Origin of the sequence: Halopenitus sp. POP-27 (assembly GCF_029889855.1) — an archaeon.
Lineage (GTDB): Archaea > Halobacteriota > Halobacteria > Halobacteriales > Haloferacaceae > Halopenitus > Halopenitus malekzadehii.
The window spans coordinates 13,779-32,366 of sequence record NZ_JARANU010000001.1 but is presented as its reverse complement, the minus strand read 5'-3'; the positions used below and the strand labels follow the sequence as shown (position 1 = coordinate 32,366).

General features: G+C 68.7%; 19 protein-coding genes. 3 read left to right on the top strand and 16 right to left on the bottom strand.

Annotated elements, in window-relative coordinates; translation table 11 throughout:
• Positions 1 to 31: 31 nt before the first annotated feature.
• Both OQF70_RS00195 and OQF70_RS00190 read right to left on the bottom strand, forming a co-directional pair.
• A complete protein-coding gene (locus OQF70_RS00195) occupies positions 32 to 988 on the bottom strand; it encodes a glycosyltransferase family A protein (protein WP_280535228.1) in 957 nt (318 codons plus the stop codon).
• Positions 989 to 1,093: 105 nt separating this feature from the next.
• Positions 1,094 to 1,366, bottom strand: coding sequence for a winged helix-turn-helix transcriptional regulator (locus OQF70_RS00190; RefSeq protein ID WP_092813118.1), 273 nt, complete (start codon positions 1,364 to 1,366; stop codon positions 1,094 to 1,096).
• A gap of 197 nt (positions 1,367 to 1,563) precedes the next feature.
• Here OQF70_RS00190 and OQF70_RS00185 point away from each other — a divergent pair, with 197 nt between their 5' ends.
• Positions 1,564 to 2,280: a methyltransferase domain-containing protein gene (locus OQF70_RS00185; protein WP_280535227.1), complete on the top strand. Its 717-nt coding sequence runs from the start codon at positions 1,564 to 1,566 to the stop codon at positions 2,278 to 2,280.
• Positions 2,281 to 2,301: 21 nt separating this feature from the next.
• Here the strand turns inward: OQF70_RS00185 and OQF70_RS00180 are convergent, their stop codons facing one another.
• The gene (locus OQF70_RS00180; RefSeq protein ID WP_280535226.1) at positions 2,302 to 2,709 is read right to left on the bottom strand and encodes a TRAM domain-containing protein; all 408 of its coding nucleotides are present in this window, start codon (positions 2,707 to 2,709) and stop codon (positions 2,302 to 2,304) included.
• A gap of 123 nt (positions 2,710 to 2,832) precedes the next feature.
• On the bottom strand, positions 2,833 to 3,666 hold the full coding sequence (locus OQF70_RS00175) for a YkgJ family cysteine cluster protein (protein ID WP_280535225.1): 834 nt from the start codon (positions 3,664 to 3,666) through the stop codon (positions 2,833 to 2,835).
• A 79-nt stretch (positions 3,667 to 3,745) separates the two neighbouring features.
• On the opposite strand from OQF70_RS00175, the gene OQF70_RS00170 reads away from it, so the two are divergent.
• Complete coding sequence (locus OQF70_RS00170) at positions 3,746 to 4,186, top strand: DUF5788 family protein (protein WP_280535224.1); 441 nt, start codon at positions 3,746 to 3,748, stop codon at positions 4,184 to 4,186.
• Positions 4,187 to 4,225: 39 nt separating this feature from the next.
• On the opposite strand, the gene OQF70_RS00165 is transcribed toward OQF70_RS00170, so the two are convergent.
• The 11 genes from OQF70_RS00165 to OQF70_RS00115 form a co-directional block, all read right to left on the bottom strand.
• On the bottom strand, positions 4,226 to 5,401 hold the full coding sequence (locus OQF70_RS00165; protein WP_280535223.1) for a DHHA1 domain-containing protein: 1,176 nt from the start codon (positions 5,399 to 5,401) through the stop codon (positions 4,226 to 4,228).
• A 123-nt stretch (positions 5,402 to 5,524) separates the two neighbouring features.
• Positions 5,525 to 6,418, bottom strand: a complete 894-nt coding sequence (locus OQF70_RS00160; protein ID WP_280535222.1) for an SDR family oxidoreductase — start codon at positions 6,416 to 6,418, stop codon at positions 5,525 to 5,527.
• Complete coding sequence (locus OQF70_RS00155) at positions 6,419 to 6,847, bottom strand: DUF5791 family protein (RefSeq protein WP_280535221.1); 429 nt, start codon at positions 6,845 to 6,847, stop codon at positions 6,419 to 6,421.
• A gap of 54 nt (positions 6,848 to 6,901) precedes the next feature.
• Positions 6,902 to 10,144 (bottom strand): hypothetical protein, encoded by a 3,243-nt coding sequence (locus tag OQF70_RS00150; RefSeq protein ID WP_280535220.1) that lies wholly within the window; start codon positions 10,142 to 10,144, stop codon positions 6,902 to 6,904.
• Positions 10,131 to 10,652, bottom strand: a complete 522-nt coding sequence (locus tag OQF70_RS00145) for a hypothetical protein (protein WP_280535219.1) — start codon at positions 10,650 to 10,652, stop codon at positions 10,131 to 10,133. Before OQF70_RS00145 ends, OQF70_RS00150 begins: the two co-directional genes overlap by 14 nt.
• On the bottom strand, positions 10,649 to 11,101 hold the full coding sequence (locus tag OQF70_RS00140) for a hypothetical protein (protein ID WP_280535218.1): 453 nt from the start codon (positions 11,099 to 11,101) through the stop codon (positions 10,649 to 10,651). The genes OQF70_RS00145 and OQF70_RS00140 overlap by 4 nt, the downstream gene beginning before the upstream one ends.
• Entirely contained in the window at positions 11,082 to 11,567 is a 486-nt protein-coding gene (locus OQF70_RS00135; protein ID WP_280535217.1) for a hypothetical protein, read from the bottom strand. Before OQF70_RS00135 ends, OQF70_RS00140 begins: the two co-directional genes overlap by 20 nt.
• 79 nt (positions 11,568 to 11,646) lie before the next feature.
• Positions 11,647 to 13,464, bottom strand: a complete 1,818-nt coding sequence (locus tag OQF70_RS00130; RefSeq protein WP_280535216.1) for a type II secretion system protein — start codon at positions 13,462 to 13,464, stop codon at positions 11,647 to 11,649.
• Complete coding sequence (locus tag OQF70_RS00125) at positions 13,461 to 15,506, bottom strand: ATPase, T2SS/T4P/T4SS family (protein ID WP_280535215.1); 2,046 nt, start codon at positions 15,504 to 15,506, stop codon at positions 13,461 to 13,463. The genes OQF70_RS00130 and OQF70_RS00125 overlap by 4 nt, the downstream gene beginning before the upstream one ends.
• A gap of 93 nt (positions 15,507 to 15,599) precedes the next feature.
• Positions 15,600 to 16,088 carry a hypothetical protein gene (locus OQF70_RS00120; protein ID WP_280535214.1) on the bottom strand — a complete coding sequence of 163 codons (489 nt, stop codon included), beginning with the start codon at positions 16,086 to 16,088 and terminating at the stop codon, positions 15,600 to 15,602.
• Positions 16,085 to 16,978, bottom strand: coding sequence for a hypothetical protein (locus tag OQF70_RS00115; protein ID WP_280535213.1), 894 nt, complete (start codon positions 16,976 to 16,978; stop codon positions 16,085 to 16,087). The genes OQF70_RS00120 and OQF70_RS00115 overlap by 4 nt, the downstream gene beginning before the upstream one ends.
• 126 nt (positions 16,979 to 17,104) lie before the next feature.
• Here OQF70_RS00115 and OQF70_RS00110 point away from each other — a divergent pair, with 126 nt between their 5' ends.
• Positions 17,105 to 18,193: a tubulin/FtsZ family protein gene (locus OQF70_RS00110; RefSeq protein ID WP_280535212.1), complete on the top strand. Its 1,089-nt coding sequence runs from the start codon at positions 17,105 to 17,107 to the stop codon at positions 18,191 to 18,193.
• A 1-nt stretch (position 18,194) separates the two neighbouring features.
• Here the strand turns inward: OQF70_RS00110 and OQF70_RS00105 are convergent, their stop codons facing one another.
• Positions 18,195 to 18,461: an HAH_0734 family protein gene (locus tag OQF70_RS00105; RefSeq protein WP_280535211.1), complete on the bottom strand. Its 267-nt coding sequence runs from the start codon at positions 18,459 to 18,461 to the stop codon at positions 18,195 to 18,197.
• Positions 18,462 to 18,588: the final 127 nt, after the last annotated feature.

Sequence of the window (18,588 nt, the reverse complement as noted above, 5' to 3'; positions counted from 1 at the left end):
GTCGGCCGTTCGGCGGCCGCGGTGAAACCGGTTACGTCCCCGCGGTATCCGCCGCGGACGCATCCTCGGCGTCACCACGCCGATCGTATTTCGCAACCGCCCTGTCGGCCCGTTTCGAGAGCCCGTACGGGTTCCGCGTCGAGGTCCGATCACGTGCGCGGGCAACCATTCCGTCGGAAAACCCGGTCGTCGTTCCGAGGAGGACGTCGCGGCCGTTCGCGATCCAGCTCGTCGGCGTCGCGGCACCCGTGATGACCTCCCGCGCGACGGACGTCGAGTCGCCGAACGCGTGTGCGGCGATCCGACGGATCACGGTCGGTCGGAGGCCGTAGTTCTTCGCGAGTCGATAGGCCAAGGCCCGATATTTCCAGCCCCAATCGCGGTCGGGTCGCCCCCCGTCCGCGGCCGTCGATGCGTCCGCGTCCCGTTCGACCGAGAGGGCGGACTCCCACCCCACCTCGTAGCCGAGCCCCGCCAGACGATGGGCGGCGTCGCGTGCGCCGCCGATCTCGAGATATTCGTCGAAGCCGTCCAGATCCTCGAGGACGTCCGATCGAAACACGACGTTGCCGCCGGCGAAGTAGGTCACGTTTCGCCCGGCGATCCGTCGTCGTTCGGCGCTATCGGCCGTCTGCCCGGCACGGAGCGGGCGCGCGACGGGACCGGTGACGACGTCGGCGTGTTCGAGTCCCGCCCGAACGCCCTCGATCCACTCGGGATCGATCCGGTTGTCGTAATCGACGAGCGCGATCACCTCGCCGGTTGCCACCTCGATGCCGGCGTTCCGAGCGACGGTGACGCTCCGGTCGGAGATCTCCACGAGCACGTCGACGTCCTCGCGGTCGCGAACCATTCCGGTGGTTCCGTCAGCGGAGGGTCCGTTGACGACGATCACCTCGGCCGCGGGCGCGTGGGCGGACAGCGCATCCAGTCCGTCCGCCAGTTGGTCCCGTCCGTTGAGCGTGGGGACCACGACCGAGATGTTCATACCTCGACCCGTACGACACGCCGCCTAAAAGACTCTTCGTGAAGCGATCGGGTCAAGCCGCGGACGAGCGGCGTCAGGGTCGGGCGGCGTCGCGGACGGACGGAATCACGTTCGGAGGTAATAGACCTGCTTGCGTGCGTCCTTGAAGCTGTACCGGGAGTCGACGATCTCCGACTCCTCGAGCCGGTTGAGCGCGTACCGGACCGTCCTGTCGGGCAGCAGCGACTCCTCGGCGAGCTGTCCCTGCGAGAGCGGTGCGTCGGTCTCGAGAACCTTCGCGACGAGCTTCGCGCTCGGGGGGAGCTCACGGAGACGATCGCGATACTCCGATTCGGTCAGGATCGTGGGGTCGTGGGTCTCCGCGGAACGAGTGCTCATATCGGGTGGGTGCCATCGATCCATCGTAAAGGTTGGCTATATATAGGGGAATTCTATATCGACAATATAATGTCTTAATATATCTCTCGGCGCCCCGTCCGCCGACACCTGCCGACCCACAGCGGGGGCCGACCCGCCGCAGTCCCGGTTCGATATCCAGTACGGTTTTGTCGTTCGGGGCGTGAGGACATCCTAGTGTGAAAGGACAGGATTGGTACCAGGCGGACGACGTCGCGGAGCAGTACGACGACATCCGGTTCGCCGACGGCGGACGCGTCATCGACCGCCGGGAGAAGGAGGCGGTGTTGTCGTCTTTGGCTCCCATCGAGGGGAAACGCGTCCTTGAGGTGGCCTGTGGAACCGGCCGATTCACCACGATGCTTGCCGACCAGGGAGCCGACATCGTCGGACTCGACATCTCCCGCGAGATGCTCGAACAGGGGCGCCGAAAGGTTCGTGACGCCGGGATCGACGACCACGTCGAGTTCCTTCGTGGCGACGCCTCGCGGCTCCCGTTTCCGGACGACCACTTCGATACCGTCCTCGCGATGCGGTTTTTCCACCTGATGGACGACCCGATCCCGTTCCTTTCGGAGCTGGCTCGGGTGAGCGCCGACCAGATCGTCTTCGACACGTTCAACCGCCGGAGCGCGCGCGTCCTGTACACCTGGCTGCTGCCGATGGGGTCGCGGCTCTACTCGGAGGACCAGGTCGTCTCGATGCTCTCCGCCGCCGACCTCTCTCTCGCCGGGGAGCAACACGACTTCGTCCTCCCGTACGGCTTTTACCGGAACCTGCCCGGCGCCGTCGCGAGGGGGTTCCGCGTCGTCGACGAGGCGATCGGCCGAACGATCCCGGGCGATTACGTCGCCTCGGTTTCCTACTGGGACGCCCGCGTTTCCGACGACGAGTGACGCCCGTCACTCGTCCCGTCGTTAGACGTCCTCGTCGACGATCTCGCCGACCGCGAAGTTCGATTTGACCTCGGTGACCTCGATCTTTACGCGCTCCCCGACGTCGCCGCCCGGCACGATGATCACGTAGCCGCGTTCGACACGAGCGATCCCGTCGCCCTGTTTCCCGATGTCCTCGATCTCGACGTACCGCATCTCGCCGGGCTCGACGGGCGGTTGGGGACCGTCGCCGGTCTCGGCGTTCGTCTCGCCGATCTCGCCGTCGTAGTCGTCCTCGCCGGCGCCGGCGATGAGCGCGACCCGATACGTGTCGCCGACGTCGACCGTGCCGGTCTCGACCTCGCGTTTCGGTACCTCGACGACGTAGGAATCGTCCGTTTCTCGAACGTCCGCACTGAACAGACAGAGGAGTTTCTCCGAAATTTCCATATGTAGACCTCTATCGGGTACTCACGACCGAGAATAATAGGTGTACCGCCAGCGGATCGCGTTCAAGCCGGTCCACGGACCGGGCCAGCGGTTCCGGTCAGCGGTCCCGTTCGGCGGTCCCGCTCACCGTTCCCGGTCGGCGTCCCCATCGTCGATCGGGGTTCCGTCCGGCCGCTTTTGACCCTCGGAGTCGTGGATGACGACGCCATCGACGCCGGTCGACGGGCGATAGGCGTCTCGAACGGCGATCGCCTCCTCGAGCTCCCGAACCGCCCGCCGTTTCAATGCGCCCGCCAGTTCCTCGGCCTCGTCCCGGGAGATGTCCCGACCGAGCCCCTCACACTCGTGGGCCCGTACCATCCCGGCCTCGTCGACCGCCTCGCCCATCGGTTGGGTCGTGCCGCCGAGCGCGACGCTGAACGGGTACGTTTGACACACGAGCGGGCGGTCCTCGTGGACGGTACAGGCGCCCTGGCCGTCCGTTTCCCGATAGAACGTGCAGTCGCCACACGAATCCGTCTGGAGGGCCCACTCGAACGTTTCGCCGACGGGATCCCCGTCCGGCGTCTCCTCGAGGCCGTACGGCATCGGCCGAGCGACATCGCGCCAGTCGTAGCTCTCGGCTGCCTCGCCGTCGTCTCCGTCAGCCGCCGCTCTCGCGGCGTCGTCTCCGGCTGCTGCCGGTGTGCCGTCTTCCCCGTTCTCGCTCGGTCGGTCGCCGGTGTGACGTCCGTCCTCGAGCGCCGCGAGCAACTCCCGGGCCTCGTCGGGGAAGACCGTCGCCGTGTGTGGTTCCGTGTCCGGTCCGGACGCGGCGTCATCGTCCCCATCGGGGACATATCCCCGACAGCAGGCCCCACAGCGCGTACACTCGAACCCGATCGACTCGATCGCGTCCGCGAGGTCACCTGTCTCGAGATCGCGGGCACGGTCGAGTTCGGCTTCGAGGCTCTCCATACGTTCCCTCGCGTCTCCACGCGGTAAACCGCGACGATCGGACGACAGAGCGAAGTGGTCGGAACCGCTGTGTGCGCGTGTGAAGGAGTATCGCCGCAAACAGCTGCTCGAACGCGTCAATCGGGAGGCAGCGACGATCGGGGCCTCGATCCCCGAAACGATCGAGGTGCAAGGCGAGCCGATCGACCTCCGGGAGTTCGTCTTCGAGATCAAACGACGCGACGCCGTCCCGCCGGGCGAGCGTGAGCGCGTCGAGCGGGCGAAACGGAACCTCCGGCGCGAGCGGATCGAGCGTCTCGACCGCATCGAGGCGGGGGAGGTGTCCTACGAGACCGGCGTCGAGCTGGCCGACGCGATCATCGGCATCGACCGGGCGCTCGATGCGCTCGAATCCCTCGATCCCGCGGACGTCGAGGCGGAGGCCAGACGGCAGGACGCCGTCGACACGAAACGCTGGATGAACTTCCTCAAGCAGGCGCTTGGCCGCGAGGACGCATCCTCGGGCCGAACGCGGTTCTGAATCCCCCAGTTCCGTCCCCGCGCTCCGACCAGCGACGCGTCACACGTCGCCGGCCATCGCCCGAAACAACGCCGCCGAGAGTGCGTCGCGGTCGACGGCTTCCTCGATCGAGTCGTCCGTCGGATCGACGTCGGGGGTGATCCGGCCGCCTCCCATTCGGGCGTGGCCCCCGCCGTCGCCGTTCGGGACGTCGGCGAGCGCCTCCTCGATCGCCTTCCCCATGTGGACCCGATCGTCGCGCGATCGTCCCGAGAGGTGGATCGTTCCGTCCCGCTCGCCGACGATCACGACGGCGGTGACGCCCTCGAGTTGGATCAGCTCGTCGGCCGCCTGTGGGATCGCGTCGACGTTATTTACGGCTCCGACGTCGGCGACGGCGAACGACCCCTCGACCTGCCGACCCGCGATCGCTCGCGCCTTCACCTCGAGGACCTCGGCGTCGACCGCCGGGTTCGCGATCCGGTCGAGTCGGTCCTGGTCGACGCCCGGATACAGGTAGCTGGCCGCCGCGAAGTCGGCCTCGCTCGCGCCGACGGTGAGGTGATTCGTGTCGGCGAGGATCCCGTACAACAGCCCGGTCGCAGCGCTGGTGGGGAGGGTATAGCTCCCGTCGGTCTCGCTCGCGTGCATGTCCGGCGGCACCGGGGTCGCGTCGTTGTCCTCGAAGTACTCCGCGACGATCGACGCTGTCGCACCGTAGTCGGTCCGGACGTCCGTGAACTCCTCGCCCGCCCCGTCACCGGGATGATGGTCGATCACCGCCAGCGGAAGAATGCCGTCAGCGCCGCCGAACCCGCGCGCCTCGTTGTGGTCGACGAGAACGACCGACTCGGACGCGAGGTCGGTGACGTGGTCGATCTGGTCAAGCTCCAGGTCGAGAACCGTCCGGAACGCGCGGTTCTCCTGATGGCGGATCTGCCCCGGGTACTGGATCGTCGCGTCAACGTCGACCTGGGCAGCCAACTCGACGACGCCGACCGCGGCCGCCATCGCGTCGGGATCGGGATTCGGATGCATCAGCACCGTCAGCTCGTCGGCATCGGCGATCAGTCGGCGGAACCGGACGCCGTGTGCCCGGCGCAGCCGAACGAACGCGTACAGGCTTCCGAGCACGACCACGACGGCGATAACCGTCGCCACCGTCAGTTCGGGGTTCTCGCGGATGAACGGCTCGACGGCAGCGAACCACTCCTCGCCCGCGGTGACCTGTCCCATACACCACCTCACACCGGCTCGGCCTACAAGAAACCCCCAGACGGTTTTCGGTCTCGGTGGCGGCCGTCACTCCACCGCGGCAGTCACTTACCCATCGCGACAGTCACTCACCCATCGCGGCAGTCAGTTTTCACTCCGGTAGTCCGCGATCGCTTCCCGGTAGCCCTCCCGATGGGTCGGGTACGCGAGTTCGTACCCGAGCTCCCGAAGGCGGTCGTTCGTACAGCGTTTGCTCGTCCGAACACGACGTGCGACACGGTCCGATATTTCCGGATCGGACAGCCGCTCGGCTTTCGACCGTTTCGGCGGTCGATCGACGCCACACTCGTCGGCTAGCCAGTCGGCGAAGGCGTGTTTCGCGACCGGCTCGTCGTCGGTGACGAGCACGACCGAGCCGCGTCCCTGGTTCGTTTCGAGAAGGTGCCGGATCGCCCCCGCGGCGTCGTCACGGTGAACTATGTTCAGGTAGCCCTCGGTCACCGGCCCCTCGAGGTATCGCTCGAGGCGATATCGATCCGGGCCGTACAGTCCGGAAAATCGGGTGACGGTCCCGTCGATCCCGACGTCGGCGCTCGTCTCGAGCGCGACGCGTTCGGCCGCGGCCAGCACACGGGTTTTCTCCGTTTGCGGGTCGATCGGCGTCGACTCGTCCACCCAGTCGCCGTCGTGGTCGCCGTAGACGCCGGTCGAGGAGGTGTAGACGAGCCGATCGGGAACGGTCTCGCGGGTGCCGTACTCGGCGATCACGTTCTCGAGTCCCGTGACGTAGACCGATCGTGCAGCTTCCGCGTCGCGGCCGCCGGAACTCGCCGCGAAGACGACCGCGTCGACGTCGGGAAGCACGCCTAGCGAGTCCGGATCGGTGACGTCCGCTCGGACCGACACGAGCCCGGCTGCCTCGACCGCACTCGCGCCGTCCGCCGATCGACGGACGCCCCAGACGTCGTGGCCGTTCCCGACGAGGCCGCGGCCGAGTTCCAGTCCGACGTAGCCACACCCCACGATGGCGACGCGCATCTACGGGCTCCGATCCTCGAGCGCCGCGCTGATCTGCGCGAGCTGTCCGAGCGTCATCCGGGTACGCCCTTCGAGCGCCTGCTGGAGCTCCTGTCCCGTGAGATCGGCGTCGATCGCTCCCGCGAGCGTATCGACGTCGACGACTGCGGTCGTCATCCCCATCAGGAGGTGATCACGGAGTTCATACACGATCGCGTCCGGATCCCGGTCGGTCCCGACCGCGAGGATCGACGCCGCCTCCTCAACCGAGAGGTCGGTGATGCCGCCCGCCGCGATCTCCTCGAGGTGGTCACCGTCAACCTCCGTCTCGGCTCGTGCCGTTTCGACGCCCACCGCATCGATTGCTTCCTGCAGGACCTGCCGATAGGCGTCGAGTATCGCGTCGGCGCCGGTGTCGGCCTCGTCCGCCGGCGTGACTTCGTGAAGCATACCGATCCTCGGCCGTCGGCGCTGAAAACCACTGCGGTCGGCGCGGTCCGGGCCTCATCCCGATCCGGCCGAGCACTCCCGCCGTTCCGGGCCGGGACAGGGCCAGCCGGCGGACCGCTCGCTCCACGTCCCGTCCACGTCGCCGACGCCGGGCGGTCCGGGCGGGACCGCGACGACCACGGTCGTTCCCGTTTCGAACCGGACCGGGTCGGTGTATCCAAGCGTCACCCGCTCGCCGTCGACGGCGACGGTCGATCGCCCCGACTCCCGAACGTACTCAAACGGCTCGCCGGGTGGGCCCGTGTCCGACCGGAGCACGAATCGGGGATACGTTCCCGCGACGTCCACGTGCCACACGTTCACCGTGGCGTACCAGTAGCCCGGAACCGGTGCGACCGGCAGGCCTGCCCCGACCTGTGTGGTCACCTCGGTTGCCCACTCGTGTTCCTCGCCGAGCCGGTCGACCGCCTCGCCGCTCGTTCGCCGCAGCTCGTCCTCGACCGCCGATTCGATCCGTTTGCGAGCCACTTTGCGGGTGATCTCGCCCGCGCTGGTGACGCGGGATTTCGAGACGCTCGTTCGGTCCGAGGCGATCGCCGACCGCAGGGTCGTCCGGATCTCGGCGGCCAGACGTGCCCGTTCACCGTCCGTGAGGGTCGTTCGATGTGCCACCTCCGCGACGATCGTCTCCGCGTACTGTCCGTTCCCCACCGCGGTCGCGAGCGCTCCCGTCGTCGCGTAGCGATCGTTTGCCGCGTCGACGACGGCCCGTCGTTCGGACCCGGAGAGATCGGTGGTGCCACCGAGCCGATGTTCGACACGGCGCTCGATGTGGTCGACCGATCCGGCAACGTCCGACTCCAGACGGTCGTGTGATCGACGCAGCTCCTCGGGATGGTCGTCGGTCTCTCGGAGCGTCCGTTCGGTCGCCGCGAGCGTCCGCCCCGCCTGCGGGAGCGGGACGCGGGATCCGAGATCGAGGACCCCATCCACGATCCCGCCGGCGACGTCCCCGTATGGGACGGTGAAGACGTTCACGTTCCGCGTCACGAGGGGCCGGGTTTGGCTACCGGGATCGGCGGCTGGCGATGCTGCGTCGATCGTCGTCCGTGGTAGGTATCCCGGCGATCCGGCCGGCTGAAACGAGACGGCACCGCCCGGCCCGGATTCGCCGATCTCGTACGGGTCCGTGTCGGTCGTCCGCCCGCTCGCCGCGATGTACTCGCCGAGCGACGATCCGTCGGCAGCATTCGTGCCCCCGTCATTCCGTCCCTCCGTCGCCGCCGCCTCCTCGGCGTCGGCGTGTACCTCCCGGGCCGTTCGTGCACGTTGTTCGAGCTTCGCGATCGTCGCGTCGACGTACGCGCGTCGAGCCGCCACCCTGGCACGGTCGGCAGCTCCGTCGTACGTTCGGGGTGCATCGATCAGCTGGTGACGCTTCGCCCGAATCGTCGCCGCCAACTCCCCGTAGGGGTTCGCCTCGCCGGCGGCGACTTCACGCATTTCGACCGTGGTTTCGATCCCGCGAACGGTTTCGTGTACCACCGCGATGTCGTCACGCATCCACGTCGAGAGGGCCGCGGGACGATCCCCGTACACCACGGTCCGTCGCGGCGTCTCGACGCCGGACTCGACCGCCCGTTCGGCGATCGAGTCCACGGTCGTCGCGTCGAGATCGCGGCGGGCGGCTGCGGGCGCGTCGCGCAGGTTCGGACCGTCGATCGCGCCGCCGCGCTCGAACGTCGGCGACGTCGGCCGATCGGGAGCGCCGGCCGACGGCGCGTACCGGCCGTCAACCGCGACGGTGACTCGATATCGCTGACTCCACTGGACCGTCGTCGTCCGCTGGCTCGATCCGTCCGTCCAGTAGCGCGTCGTTCGGTGATCCACCGTCACCCGTCTCGTCGCCGTCTCGAACCCGTTCTCGCCGCCGGATCCCGCTGCGTCCGCCGTGCTCGTGGTCCGTTCGCCGACGTACGTCCAGTTCGCGCCCGGTGACCGGCGCGACGGCGGAGACGGCTGCCCACCGACCCGGTCGGTTCGGACCTCCCGCGTCGCTTCTACCCGATAGGCGGATTCGGCGATCGACCCCGTCCGGTCGAGGGTCTCGACCAGTGCAGCGTCCGCGGCCGGACCGGCGGTGACGGTTTCGGCCGTTTCGCTCGCGTCGACTGCGTCGTTCACACCGGTCGCGTCGGCGATGCCGTTCGTGCCGGCCGCATCAGTCGCATCGGCGACGCCGCTTGCGCCGGCCGCGCCGGACGCGTTCCCATCGCCCATCACCGTTTCGGCGGTCCCGGAGGCCGTCTCCGCGGCGTCGTCCGGGTCGGGGATCGACGTCTCGAGGACGAACCGGCTCCACTCGCCCTCGTCGAGGCTGGTCGGTTCGAGGAGGTCCGTGAGTCCGGTTCGAACCGCGGCACGTCTGACGCCCGCGCTCGCGTTCGGATCGGCGGCCCCGAACGACTCCCGTTGCACCGCGGTGATCCCGGCGTTGGTCGACAGCTCGACGTGGCGGTTTCCGACGACGTTCTGGACCGGCGTGCCGAACCGCTGTGCGTACCCTCGTGCCCAGGCGATCGCGTAGAGCCGGCCCGTGAGCTGTCGGCCCAGACCCGGTCCCTCAAGCGCGCCACGGTTCAGCGCGCGCTCGAAACGCTCGGTCCGCTCGTGGGCCGCCAGCACCGGAACCGGGACCACGACCGTGACGTCACGGGTCCGGTTCCCGACGATTCGCCCACCCCGCCGTGCGGTGGTCGTCACGTTGTGGACGGTTGCCGCCAGCGCGGTTCCGTTCGCCGCCGGCGCGATCGTCACGCCGTCGCGAACCTCCGCGAGGGTCGTCACATCGTCCTCCGGGGGGTCGATGGTGTCGTGAGCCGGAGGAACCGGATCGTCGAACGACACCGTGGTCGTGGCGTGTACGTCTCCGGCCCGAGCAGTCGCCGTCTCGATGGATTCGACGACTGCGAGTCCGATCCGGACCCGGAGCGCGTCCTCGAAGGCGGACTCGTTCCGGATCACGGTTCCGGCGAGCGCCGGATCGGGACGCGTCACCGGTTGTGCGGCCGCCGTTCGCGCTGCCTCGGCGGTCGCGCTCCGGAGCGTCGGCGTCAGGTCGGCGCTCGCGCGGTCCATCGCCCGCTCGACTGACCGGTCGACCGTGACGCCGGTCGTCGCGAGCCCGCTCGCGTACGCCGTGCTCGAGACGAGCAGCAACACTCCGACGAGCGCGAACGGAACCCGCCCGCGTCGATCCTCGGCGATCGAGATGGTGGGCCGATCAGACGCTCGCACGATCCCACCTCCGTACCACGAGACGTGTCGTCGCGTTGCCCTCCCCGATCGGGACGTCGACGACCGCGGTCCACACACGAGCCGTCGACGGTGGCTCTCCGCCGACGGCCATTGCGGTCCGGCGATCGATACTACCGTCCTCGGAACCCGGATCTTCGATCGTGGACGGCACACGAACCGTGACCGCGGTTCGCGGGTCGAGTCGTCGCTCGACGGCGGTTGACACGGCGTGTCGGTACGTTCGTTCCGAGCGACGTGCGCCCTCGTTCCCGCCTTCGGAGACGACTGCTGTGAGGGCCAGGTGTTCGGCGAGGGTTGCGTGGTGGCGACGCTCGTGGCCCGCATCCGTGTCGTAGCTGATCGTCGCCGTCTCCGTCGCGATCCGGTCGGCGAGGTCGTCGACGTGTGGGTCCGGATCGGTCCCGGTCGGTACGACGCCCGTGACGGTCCCAACGCTTGCGGAGACGCACAGGAGGAACAGCCCGACGTCGAGAACGGTGCTCGTCATCGGCCGACCACCACCCGGAGTTCGCCTCGTCGCTGCTGGCCCGGTGCGGACCGAACGCTTACCGACCGTCGTGCGACGTCGGCGTCGGGTGGGTACGGTCGTGTCGCGGGGCGCTCGCCCACGTGCCAGCGCCGCTCCGCGGTCTCGATCACGATCCCGATCCGTCCCCGATCGATCCCCGAATCGGCCGGCACCGCCAGTCGGTCCGGATGTGCGACGCCGGCCACGACGACCCGATCGTGGACGCGGTCGAGGACGATATCCGCGGTGGCACGACGATCGGTTCCCGGATCGGCGTCCGCGATCACGCCGGCATACACCGCCAAGCCGACGCCGACCGCAAGCAGCGCAACGAGCGCGGCGATCGGTTCCGTCTGTCCGCGATCACGTCCGGGTTTCGGAGGCCCTCCCGGCCCACGGCTGCGGCACTCAGCCGACGAGCGTGACACGCAGTCCCTCCCAGTGGATCGATCGAACGCGGAGCCGATTCGGTGCCCGTTCCCATCGCGGGTTCCGGTCGTACCGTCCCCGTGAGACGGTCGCCGCGCGGTCCAACGCGTCGGGCGAGTCGAAGACGCGCTGTGGGGGTTCTCCGTGGAGCACTCGCCGAAGCCGATCGTCGCTTTCGGCGTTCGTGGCCGGGGTTATCGGCCCGAACCGGATCGGTGCCGTCGTTGACCCGCCCGGGCCGCGCAGGGAGACCCGAGTCGGGGACAGCCGGATCCGATCGGCCGCGATCCCGTGTTCGGCCGTCGCCGGGAACTCGTCGGCAGCGACCCGGTCGATGGTGTCCGCGACGCCGTTTGCGTCGGGTGTCGGTCCGGACGGGATACCCACGGCCGTTCCCAGGGCCAGGACGCTGACGGCCGCGATCCCCAGCCACGTATACCACGTTTCGATCGGTGCATCGATCATACCCCGGGGTGGTCCCGGGATGCGATATAAACCTTCACAGCATCCGTCTTCACGGCGCGGATCGTCACAGCACCCGTCTTCACAGCACGAGCCCCGCGCCGACGAACGCGGCGATGTAGGTCCCCGTCGCGGTCGGCACCGCAATGCCGATCCGGTACGCGATGAGGGTCGTATCGAGCCCGCTCGCAATGGTGGTCGACAGGCCGGTCAGGATGGCCGACAGCAAGAGCACGTACGTTCCGACGATCCGGCCCAGAACCGGAACCGGGATCGGATCGACGATCGGTGCTGCACCCGTGCTCGTTGCTGTCCCCGACCCGGCTGTAGCGGCTGCCGCCGGTGCGCTGGCACCAGCCCCCGTAGCCGACGTCCCCGACAACATCGATCCCATCGCGGGATCCAGCCCGCCACTGCCGGCGATCGCCCCGCCGTCCATCCCGGCCGCGAGTGCGACCGTCGCACCCCCGACCAGCGGTCCGAACACGGTTGCAGTGTTCGACAGCGTTCTGGTGACGGTTTGTAGCTGCCTGGTCGCATCCCGCTCGAGCGATCGCAGCTCCTCGAGCTGGTCGGCGTGTTCGATGACCACGTCGCCCGTCGGCTGCCCCTCGCGTGCAGCGATCGACAGCAGCGCGACCGCTCCCTGAACGCGGGGGCTCGGCACGTCGGCGAACGGTCCCTCCTCGCCGACCAGCGCCGACTCGACGTCGACCCGCAGCGTTCGACTCCGCCGGCCGGCCGCGGCGAACGCCGCACCGGCGGGCCCGTCCATCGTCTCCCCGACGTGTCGGACCGCCCGTTCAACCGCGACCCCGTCGGCGACGGCACCGCCAATGCTCGAGAGCGCGTCCGGGAGCGCTGTCTCGATCGATCGAACCCGACTGAGGACGCGGCGTCGCGGCAGCGCGAACAGGCCGATACCGACCCCGCTGCCGAGTCCGATGGCAACGATCGGTGCACTCCACGGAACCACCGCTCCGCCGATGATCCATCCCCCGATCCCCGCAAGTACCCCGGCACCGATCGGACGCCCGTATCCGGCCGGTACGTCGGGATGATTCGGTCCGATACGTGGCGGCGGGAACGCGACCGGACGACGCAACAGGAGCCACCCGCTCGCCGCCAGCAGCACCGACGGGAGCACGAGGACGTACACCACGCCCATCGTCCAAGCACCGACCGGAAGCCCGGTCGCCCGTGCGGCCGGCAGCAGGGCGATCAGCGCCAGCGGAAGCAGGACGCCGAAGGCGTAGATCCCCGACACCGGTGCCTGCACGTCCCCGATGAACGCGGCCATCCGATCCGTCGTTCCCGCGGTGACCGCCTCGAGGGCGCGATCGAGCCCCCGTTCACGTCGCTCCCTGGGTGCTGATGCGGCGGCCCGGATCCGCGTCCCGGCGCGTTCGAGCGCGGGGAACCACGGCGTCCACTCCTCGGCGAACGTTCGAAGCCCGGATCCCGGGTTCGATCTGGAGCGGGCGGCCGACGCTGCGAGGCTCTCCGCGAGGGGCCCGGATCCGGTCGCGGCAGCGAACTCCACCGCGCGCTCGGTCGACGGTTCCAACCGCATCCGGAGCACGATCCGCCCGACGATACCCGGGGCAGCTCCCAGGGCACGCGTTCGCCGGAGTGCGGCGAGCCAGCGGGGACTTCGACGGCGACCCTCGTAGGCCGCCCAGCCGATCGCCGCCGCGATCGGAATCACACCGATGCCGCCGGTCATCGCAATACCGATCAGGGATCCGAGACACCCGATGAGGAGCCCCATCCGTCGTGCGATCCGCTCGATGTCCGCGGCCGTCCGTTCGTCATCCAGGAACCTGAGCGCCCGCGCGAGTTCCGTGTCAGTCGGTTTCGGATCGTCGCCCCGGAACGTCTCCTGCCGGCCACCGTTCATCGTCGACGACCTCCGTCACCGTTCGTGTCGGCCGACCGTCCACTCCCGCCACCGATCGCGTCCGGTGCCGTTCGCCCGGCGTCGACGTGTGCAGCGATGGTCGCGGAGCGCTCCCTGATCGCCGCTCGTACGTCCGCGTACGACTCCGTTCCGCGGGCCAGGCCGTTCACGAGTCGGCTCGTTCCCCGATCGATCCGGCCCGTTGCCACCAGATCGTCGCCGTCCCGCTCGAACAGCGGATCGAAGACGACCCCGTCCCGTCCGGATCGAACCTCGACGACGGTGACCACGCGGTGTGAATCGAGGAGTACGATGAGGTCGGTGCTCGCGAAGGCGGTCGGCGGGACTCCGAGATCGGTGACGACCCGTTCCCGAACTGCTTCCGGATCGGTTCCGTGGATGGTCCCCAAAACCGTTTCACCGCTGGCACCGACGCGCATCGCTTCGTAGAGGGCAGCTGCCTCCTCGCCACGAACCTCACCGACCACGATCGCCCCGTCCCCGAGGCGAAGCGCGGTGTGTACTGCATCCGCCGGGGAGAGTTCGCGTCCGTCCCCGACCGAGAGCCGTTGTACGTCACGGCCGCCATCCTGCAGCCGATCGACCGGCAACTCCGGCGTGTCTTCGATCAGTATCCCCCGGGTCGACGCCGGAAGCTCCCACAGCAACGCACCGAGCGTCGACGTTTTCCCCGCTCCGCGACCGCCGGCGACGAGCCCGGCGACGCCGCGTTCGATCGCGACCGACAGGAGTCCGGCGGCCGCGGGGGGCAGCGTCCCGGCATCCACGAGCCGGGGCAGCGTCCACGCAGTCGTCCCGCCGCGGCGAAACGTGAACCCGTAGCCGTCGCTTGCGGGCCGCGTCGTCGCCGCGACACGAACCGGACCGTGCTCGGTCTCGAGGGTCGCATCGAGCGTCGGCGACGCCCGTGAGAACCCCTCCCCCGACACGCGACGAAGCCGGGAGGCCAGCGTTCCGGCTCCCCGTGGCGGCAGCCGTACGTTCGTCGGGAATCGCTCGCCATCCACGACGACCCGGAGCGGCGTCTCCGCCACGGGCGGGGTCAGAAACGCGTCCGAGACACGATCGTCCGCGAAGACGTCCTCCAACACGCCGTATCCCCGTGTGTGTCGCCGTAGAACGTTTGCAAGCTCCCGCTCGTTGTCCATCCGGACGTCGTACTCTCGGCCGATCGCCCTGATCGCCCGGACCGGTTCACGCGCGTCATCACCGCCCCGCTCGAGAAGTCGACGTCTGGCTGCGGTCACGATCTCCAGCTCCCGCCCTGTGAGCGACGTTTCCGACGGCGTGAGGTGATACGTTCTGAACGCGCCCTCGTGGTCGTATATCCGGACCGTCGCTCCGGTGTCCGTCGTCCACCGGTCAGCGAGCTGAGCTCCGGGCGGTGGCTGGAGCGTGAGTTCGGCGGTCGCGATCGCGGGCGAGACGGACGGTCGAAGGGCCTCCTCGTATCCCGAAACCGATCGCGCCGTCTCGATGAGTCCCGTTTCGGCCGCCGATTCGACGACCGGGCCGGCGCGGCCGATCGCATCGTGTGCGGCTCGAAGCGGGTCCCGCGCGGCCACGTCGGCCGTTCCCGGTTCGATCCCGGAGATCCGATCGTAAAACCGCCCCGCCGCCAGCAACAGCGCAAGCGATCGGTCGCGGTAGCTGCAGCGTCGACCCCGGGACCGAACACGAACGACGTCGACGTCGCGTTTCGCGAGCGCACGAACCACGGTCGACCGGCACGCCGGTTCGGAGGACAGCGTTCCGTCGCCCGGACAGGATCGGGCGTCGACCGCCAGAATCGTCCGATCGGATCGGGTGCCCGGTTCCGACTCGGGAACCGTCACCCGGCAGGTACACCCCTCGCTTGCGGGAACGATCGACTTCGCGTCGTCCGTCTGATCGACTAGTCTCCGCTGAACGGCCGTGAGACCGTCGATGACGCGATCGGGAAGGTGTGACTCGAGACCGTCCGCGAGTGCGGAATCGAGGCGATCCGAACGGCGGTCGTCGACCCGCTCACCCGGTGACATACGCCGAGTGCCGCGGTATCGTATTTAAACCGTTGGCCGAGACGGTCGCACGCATCCACCGGTCTCCGCGGCCGGTTCGGCCGGCGTCCGGTCTCACTCGAGCGGGGCCAGTTCGACCGTCGCCGTGTTCCCACGACGAACGTACCGAAGCCGGATGGCCGTTCCCGCCGTGGTCACCTCGATCGCCGAGACCTCGGGTGCAAGCGTCGCGTCCGGAATGGCGTGTGCGTCGATCGTGGATCCACGGAGTCGATACGCGAACGTCAATCGGCAGTCCGCTCCGGGGCGACCGTCCGACTCGAGGGCGGGGACGACGTCCCGTCGACAACCGATCCGTGCCCACTCGATCGGCGCCGACCCGAACCCGGACGGGAGCCCGATCGTCACGGTCGTCCGTGCCGCAAGCGACGGCTCGGTGCTGGCCGTCGAGTCGGTCGCCAGTCCGGTCGCGATCCGATCCAGCTGCTCCGCAACGGTCTCGAGTTCGGTCCGTGTCGTCTGGTGCTGTGCGTCCGCAAACGCCGGCGACGCGGTCGCGAGGAGTCCGACGGCGACGACGACTGCGAGCACCGTTCGGATCACAGGACGTCTCGAAGTCGCGCGAGAACACCTGACTCGGGGGTCTCACGCGTGTCGTCCGCCAGATCCGGAACCCGTCCGACCTCGTCGGCGTCCGGAACCGCTGCCGCGGCTGCCGGCGGATAGCTCGGATCGGACTGGCCGCCGTCCGTTCGTTTGCCGCCGGTTCGTTTGCCGCCGGTTCGTTTGACGCCGGGTCGATCCGGGCGGCTGTCGGTCGCTTCGCCGGCCGTCTCGGTCGGCTCGGTGACAGCGGTTTCGCCGTCGTCGGGCTCGCTCCAGCGGCTGGTGGGCTCGCTTCCGTCGGTGTCCGTCGATCCGGTGGTGGCCGTCTTTCGGTCGGTCGCGGTGTGGCGAGTCGATGTGTGTGGTTCCCCGGTTGGGGCCGTCTCCCGGGGTCGTTTCGGTCCGGTCTGGCCCTCCTCCAGGCGGGTCGCCTTCGCCAGCGCGAGATCGGCCCGACTCTCGATCTCGCGATTGACGGCGCGAACGCCGCCGACGTATCCACGGACCGCCTGGGTCGCCGCATCGAGCTCCTCGAGACGCTGCTCGATCGTGTCGATCGTCCCTTCGAGCGCCACAACCCGTGACTCCAGTGCACCCCGTGACTCCAGCGCGGCTCGGTCGCCGCGGTCGACATCGGCGTCATCCCCCGTGATGGCGCGCTCGATCGCGTCGACGCGCTCGGCGAGGTGATCAGTGCTCTCGTCGCCAGCATCGCCATCACCGCCACCGCCGCCACCGCCACCATCACCGACATCGCCGCCGCCGGCGAATCCCCCGGTCCCAGTTATCACGCCCCCGTTTCCGCCACCGTCGCCATCGACCGTCGATCCCGTCCCGACACTGGCGGTTTCGCTCCGTCCGGGTCTCGCCGGGTCACGTTCGGACATAGGGTCGCTGTGTCGGATCCATATATAAACCTCCGGCGGCGACGCGTCGTCGACGGCATAGCCGCGTTCGATCGCTCGCGGTGTCGTCGGGGAAACGTTGATACGCTGGTGTGTGGATCATTCCGTATGAAGGCCGTCCTCGTCGGCGTCGGACAGGCGGGCGGAAAGGTCACGACCGCCCTGGCCGAGTTCGACGCTGAGATGGGATTCGGTGCGGTACGGGGCGCCCTCGCGGTCAACACCGCGTCGACGGATCTCGATCCCCTGCCGATCGACACCTGCCTGATCGGCCAATCCCGTGTCAACGGACACGGCGTCGGCGGCGACAACGAGCTCGGCGCGACGGTGATGGACGAGGACGTGGTCGAAGTTCTCGACGCGTTGTCGGGGCGGATCACCGCCGAGGCGGAGGCGATCATCGTCGTCGCGGGGCTGGGCGGCGGCACCGGATCGGGCGGTTCGCCGGTGCTCGTGCGTGAACTCAGCCGTGTCTACGACGTTCCCGTCTACGCCCTCGGCGTGCTTCCCGCACGGGATGAGGGAGCACTGTACCAGGTGAACGCGGGGCGATCACTGAAAACGCTCATCCGGGAGGCGGACGCCACCCTCCTCCTCGATAACGACGCGTGGCGGGCGGCCGACGACAGCGTCGAGGGGGGCTACGAGAGTCTCAACCGGAAGCTGGCCAAGCGTATCGGGTTGCTGTTGGCCGCCGGCGAGGCGACGGAGGGCGTGGGGGAGTCCGTCGTCGACACGAGCGAGGTGATCAACACCCTCGGAGCCGGCGGGATCGCGGCGGTCGGGTACGCGAGTGCCCTTGCGTCCGAAGACCCGGCGGAGAACATCACCGCGCTACTGAGTACGACGCGAAAGGCGGTGACCACCGGACTCAGCGTTCCCGAAGCGACGAACGCCGATCGCGCGCTGTTGATCGCGGCCGGCGACGTCGACCGGATCCCACGCAAGGGCGTCGAGAAGTCACGGCGATGGCTCGAGGACGAAACCGGCTCGATGGAGGTTCGCGGCGGCGACTTCCCGCTTCAGTCCGAGCGGCTCGCGACGATCGTCCTTCTCGGCGGCATCCAACGGTCCGGTCGCGTCGAAACCTTCCTCGAACGCGCCAGACAGGCGGCCGCCGAGACGGAGACCGAGGACCGCGATCGGAGCGATCCGGCCGCCGCGTTCGATAACGAGGACCTGGACGGGTTGTTGTGACCTAGACCGCGAGGTCGCCTTTCGCCTTGATGACGTCGAGATCCTCGGCGTCGATCGACTCGGTCTCGAGCCAGTGCGGGACGTACTCTCGTTTCGCGTACGTCTCGTACTCATCCTCAGTGCCGATCGTACACCACAGTTGGGGTTCGTCGGGGCCGTGCCAGTCGCCCTGTCGGTTCACCGAAAAGCAGATCATCTCCTGGCCGTCGTAGTTGATCACCGCGTCTCGGCGGATCCCGGGGTCGCCACGGATGATGAGGTGCTGCATAGGTCGCGGTTCGTGTGTCCGCCGCTTAATCGCTTCGATAGGCCGGTTGGCTTCGATCGTGTCTTTGTCCGACCGTGCCTTCGTCGACCCCGCCTTCCGTCCGACCCCGCCTTCCGTTCGACCGCGC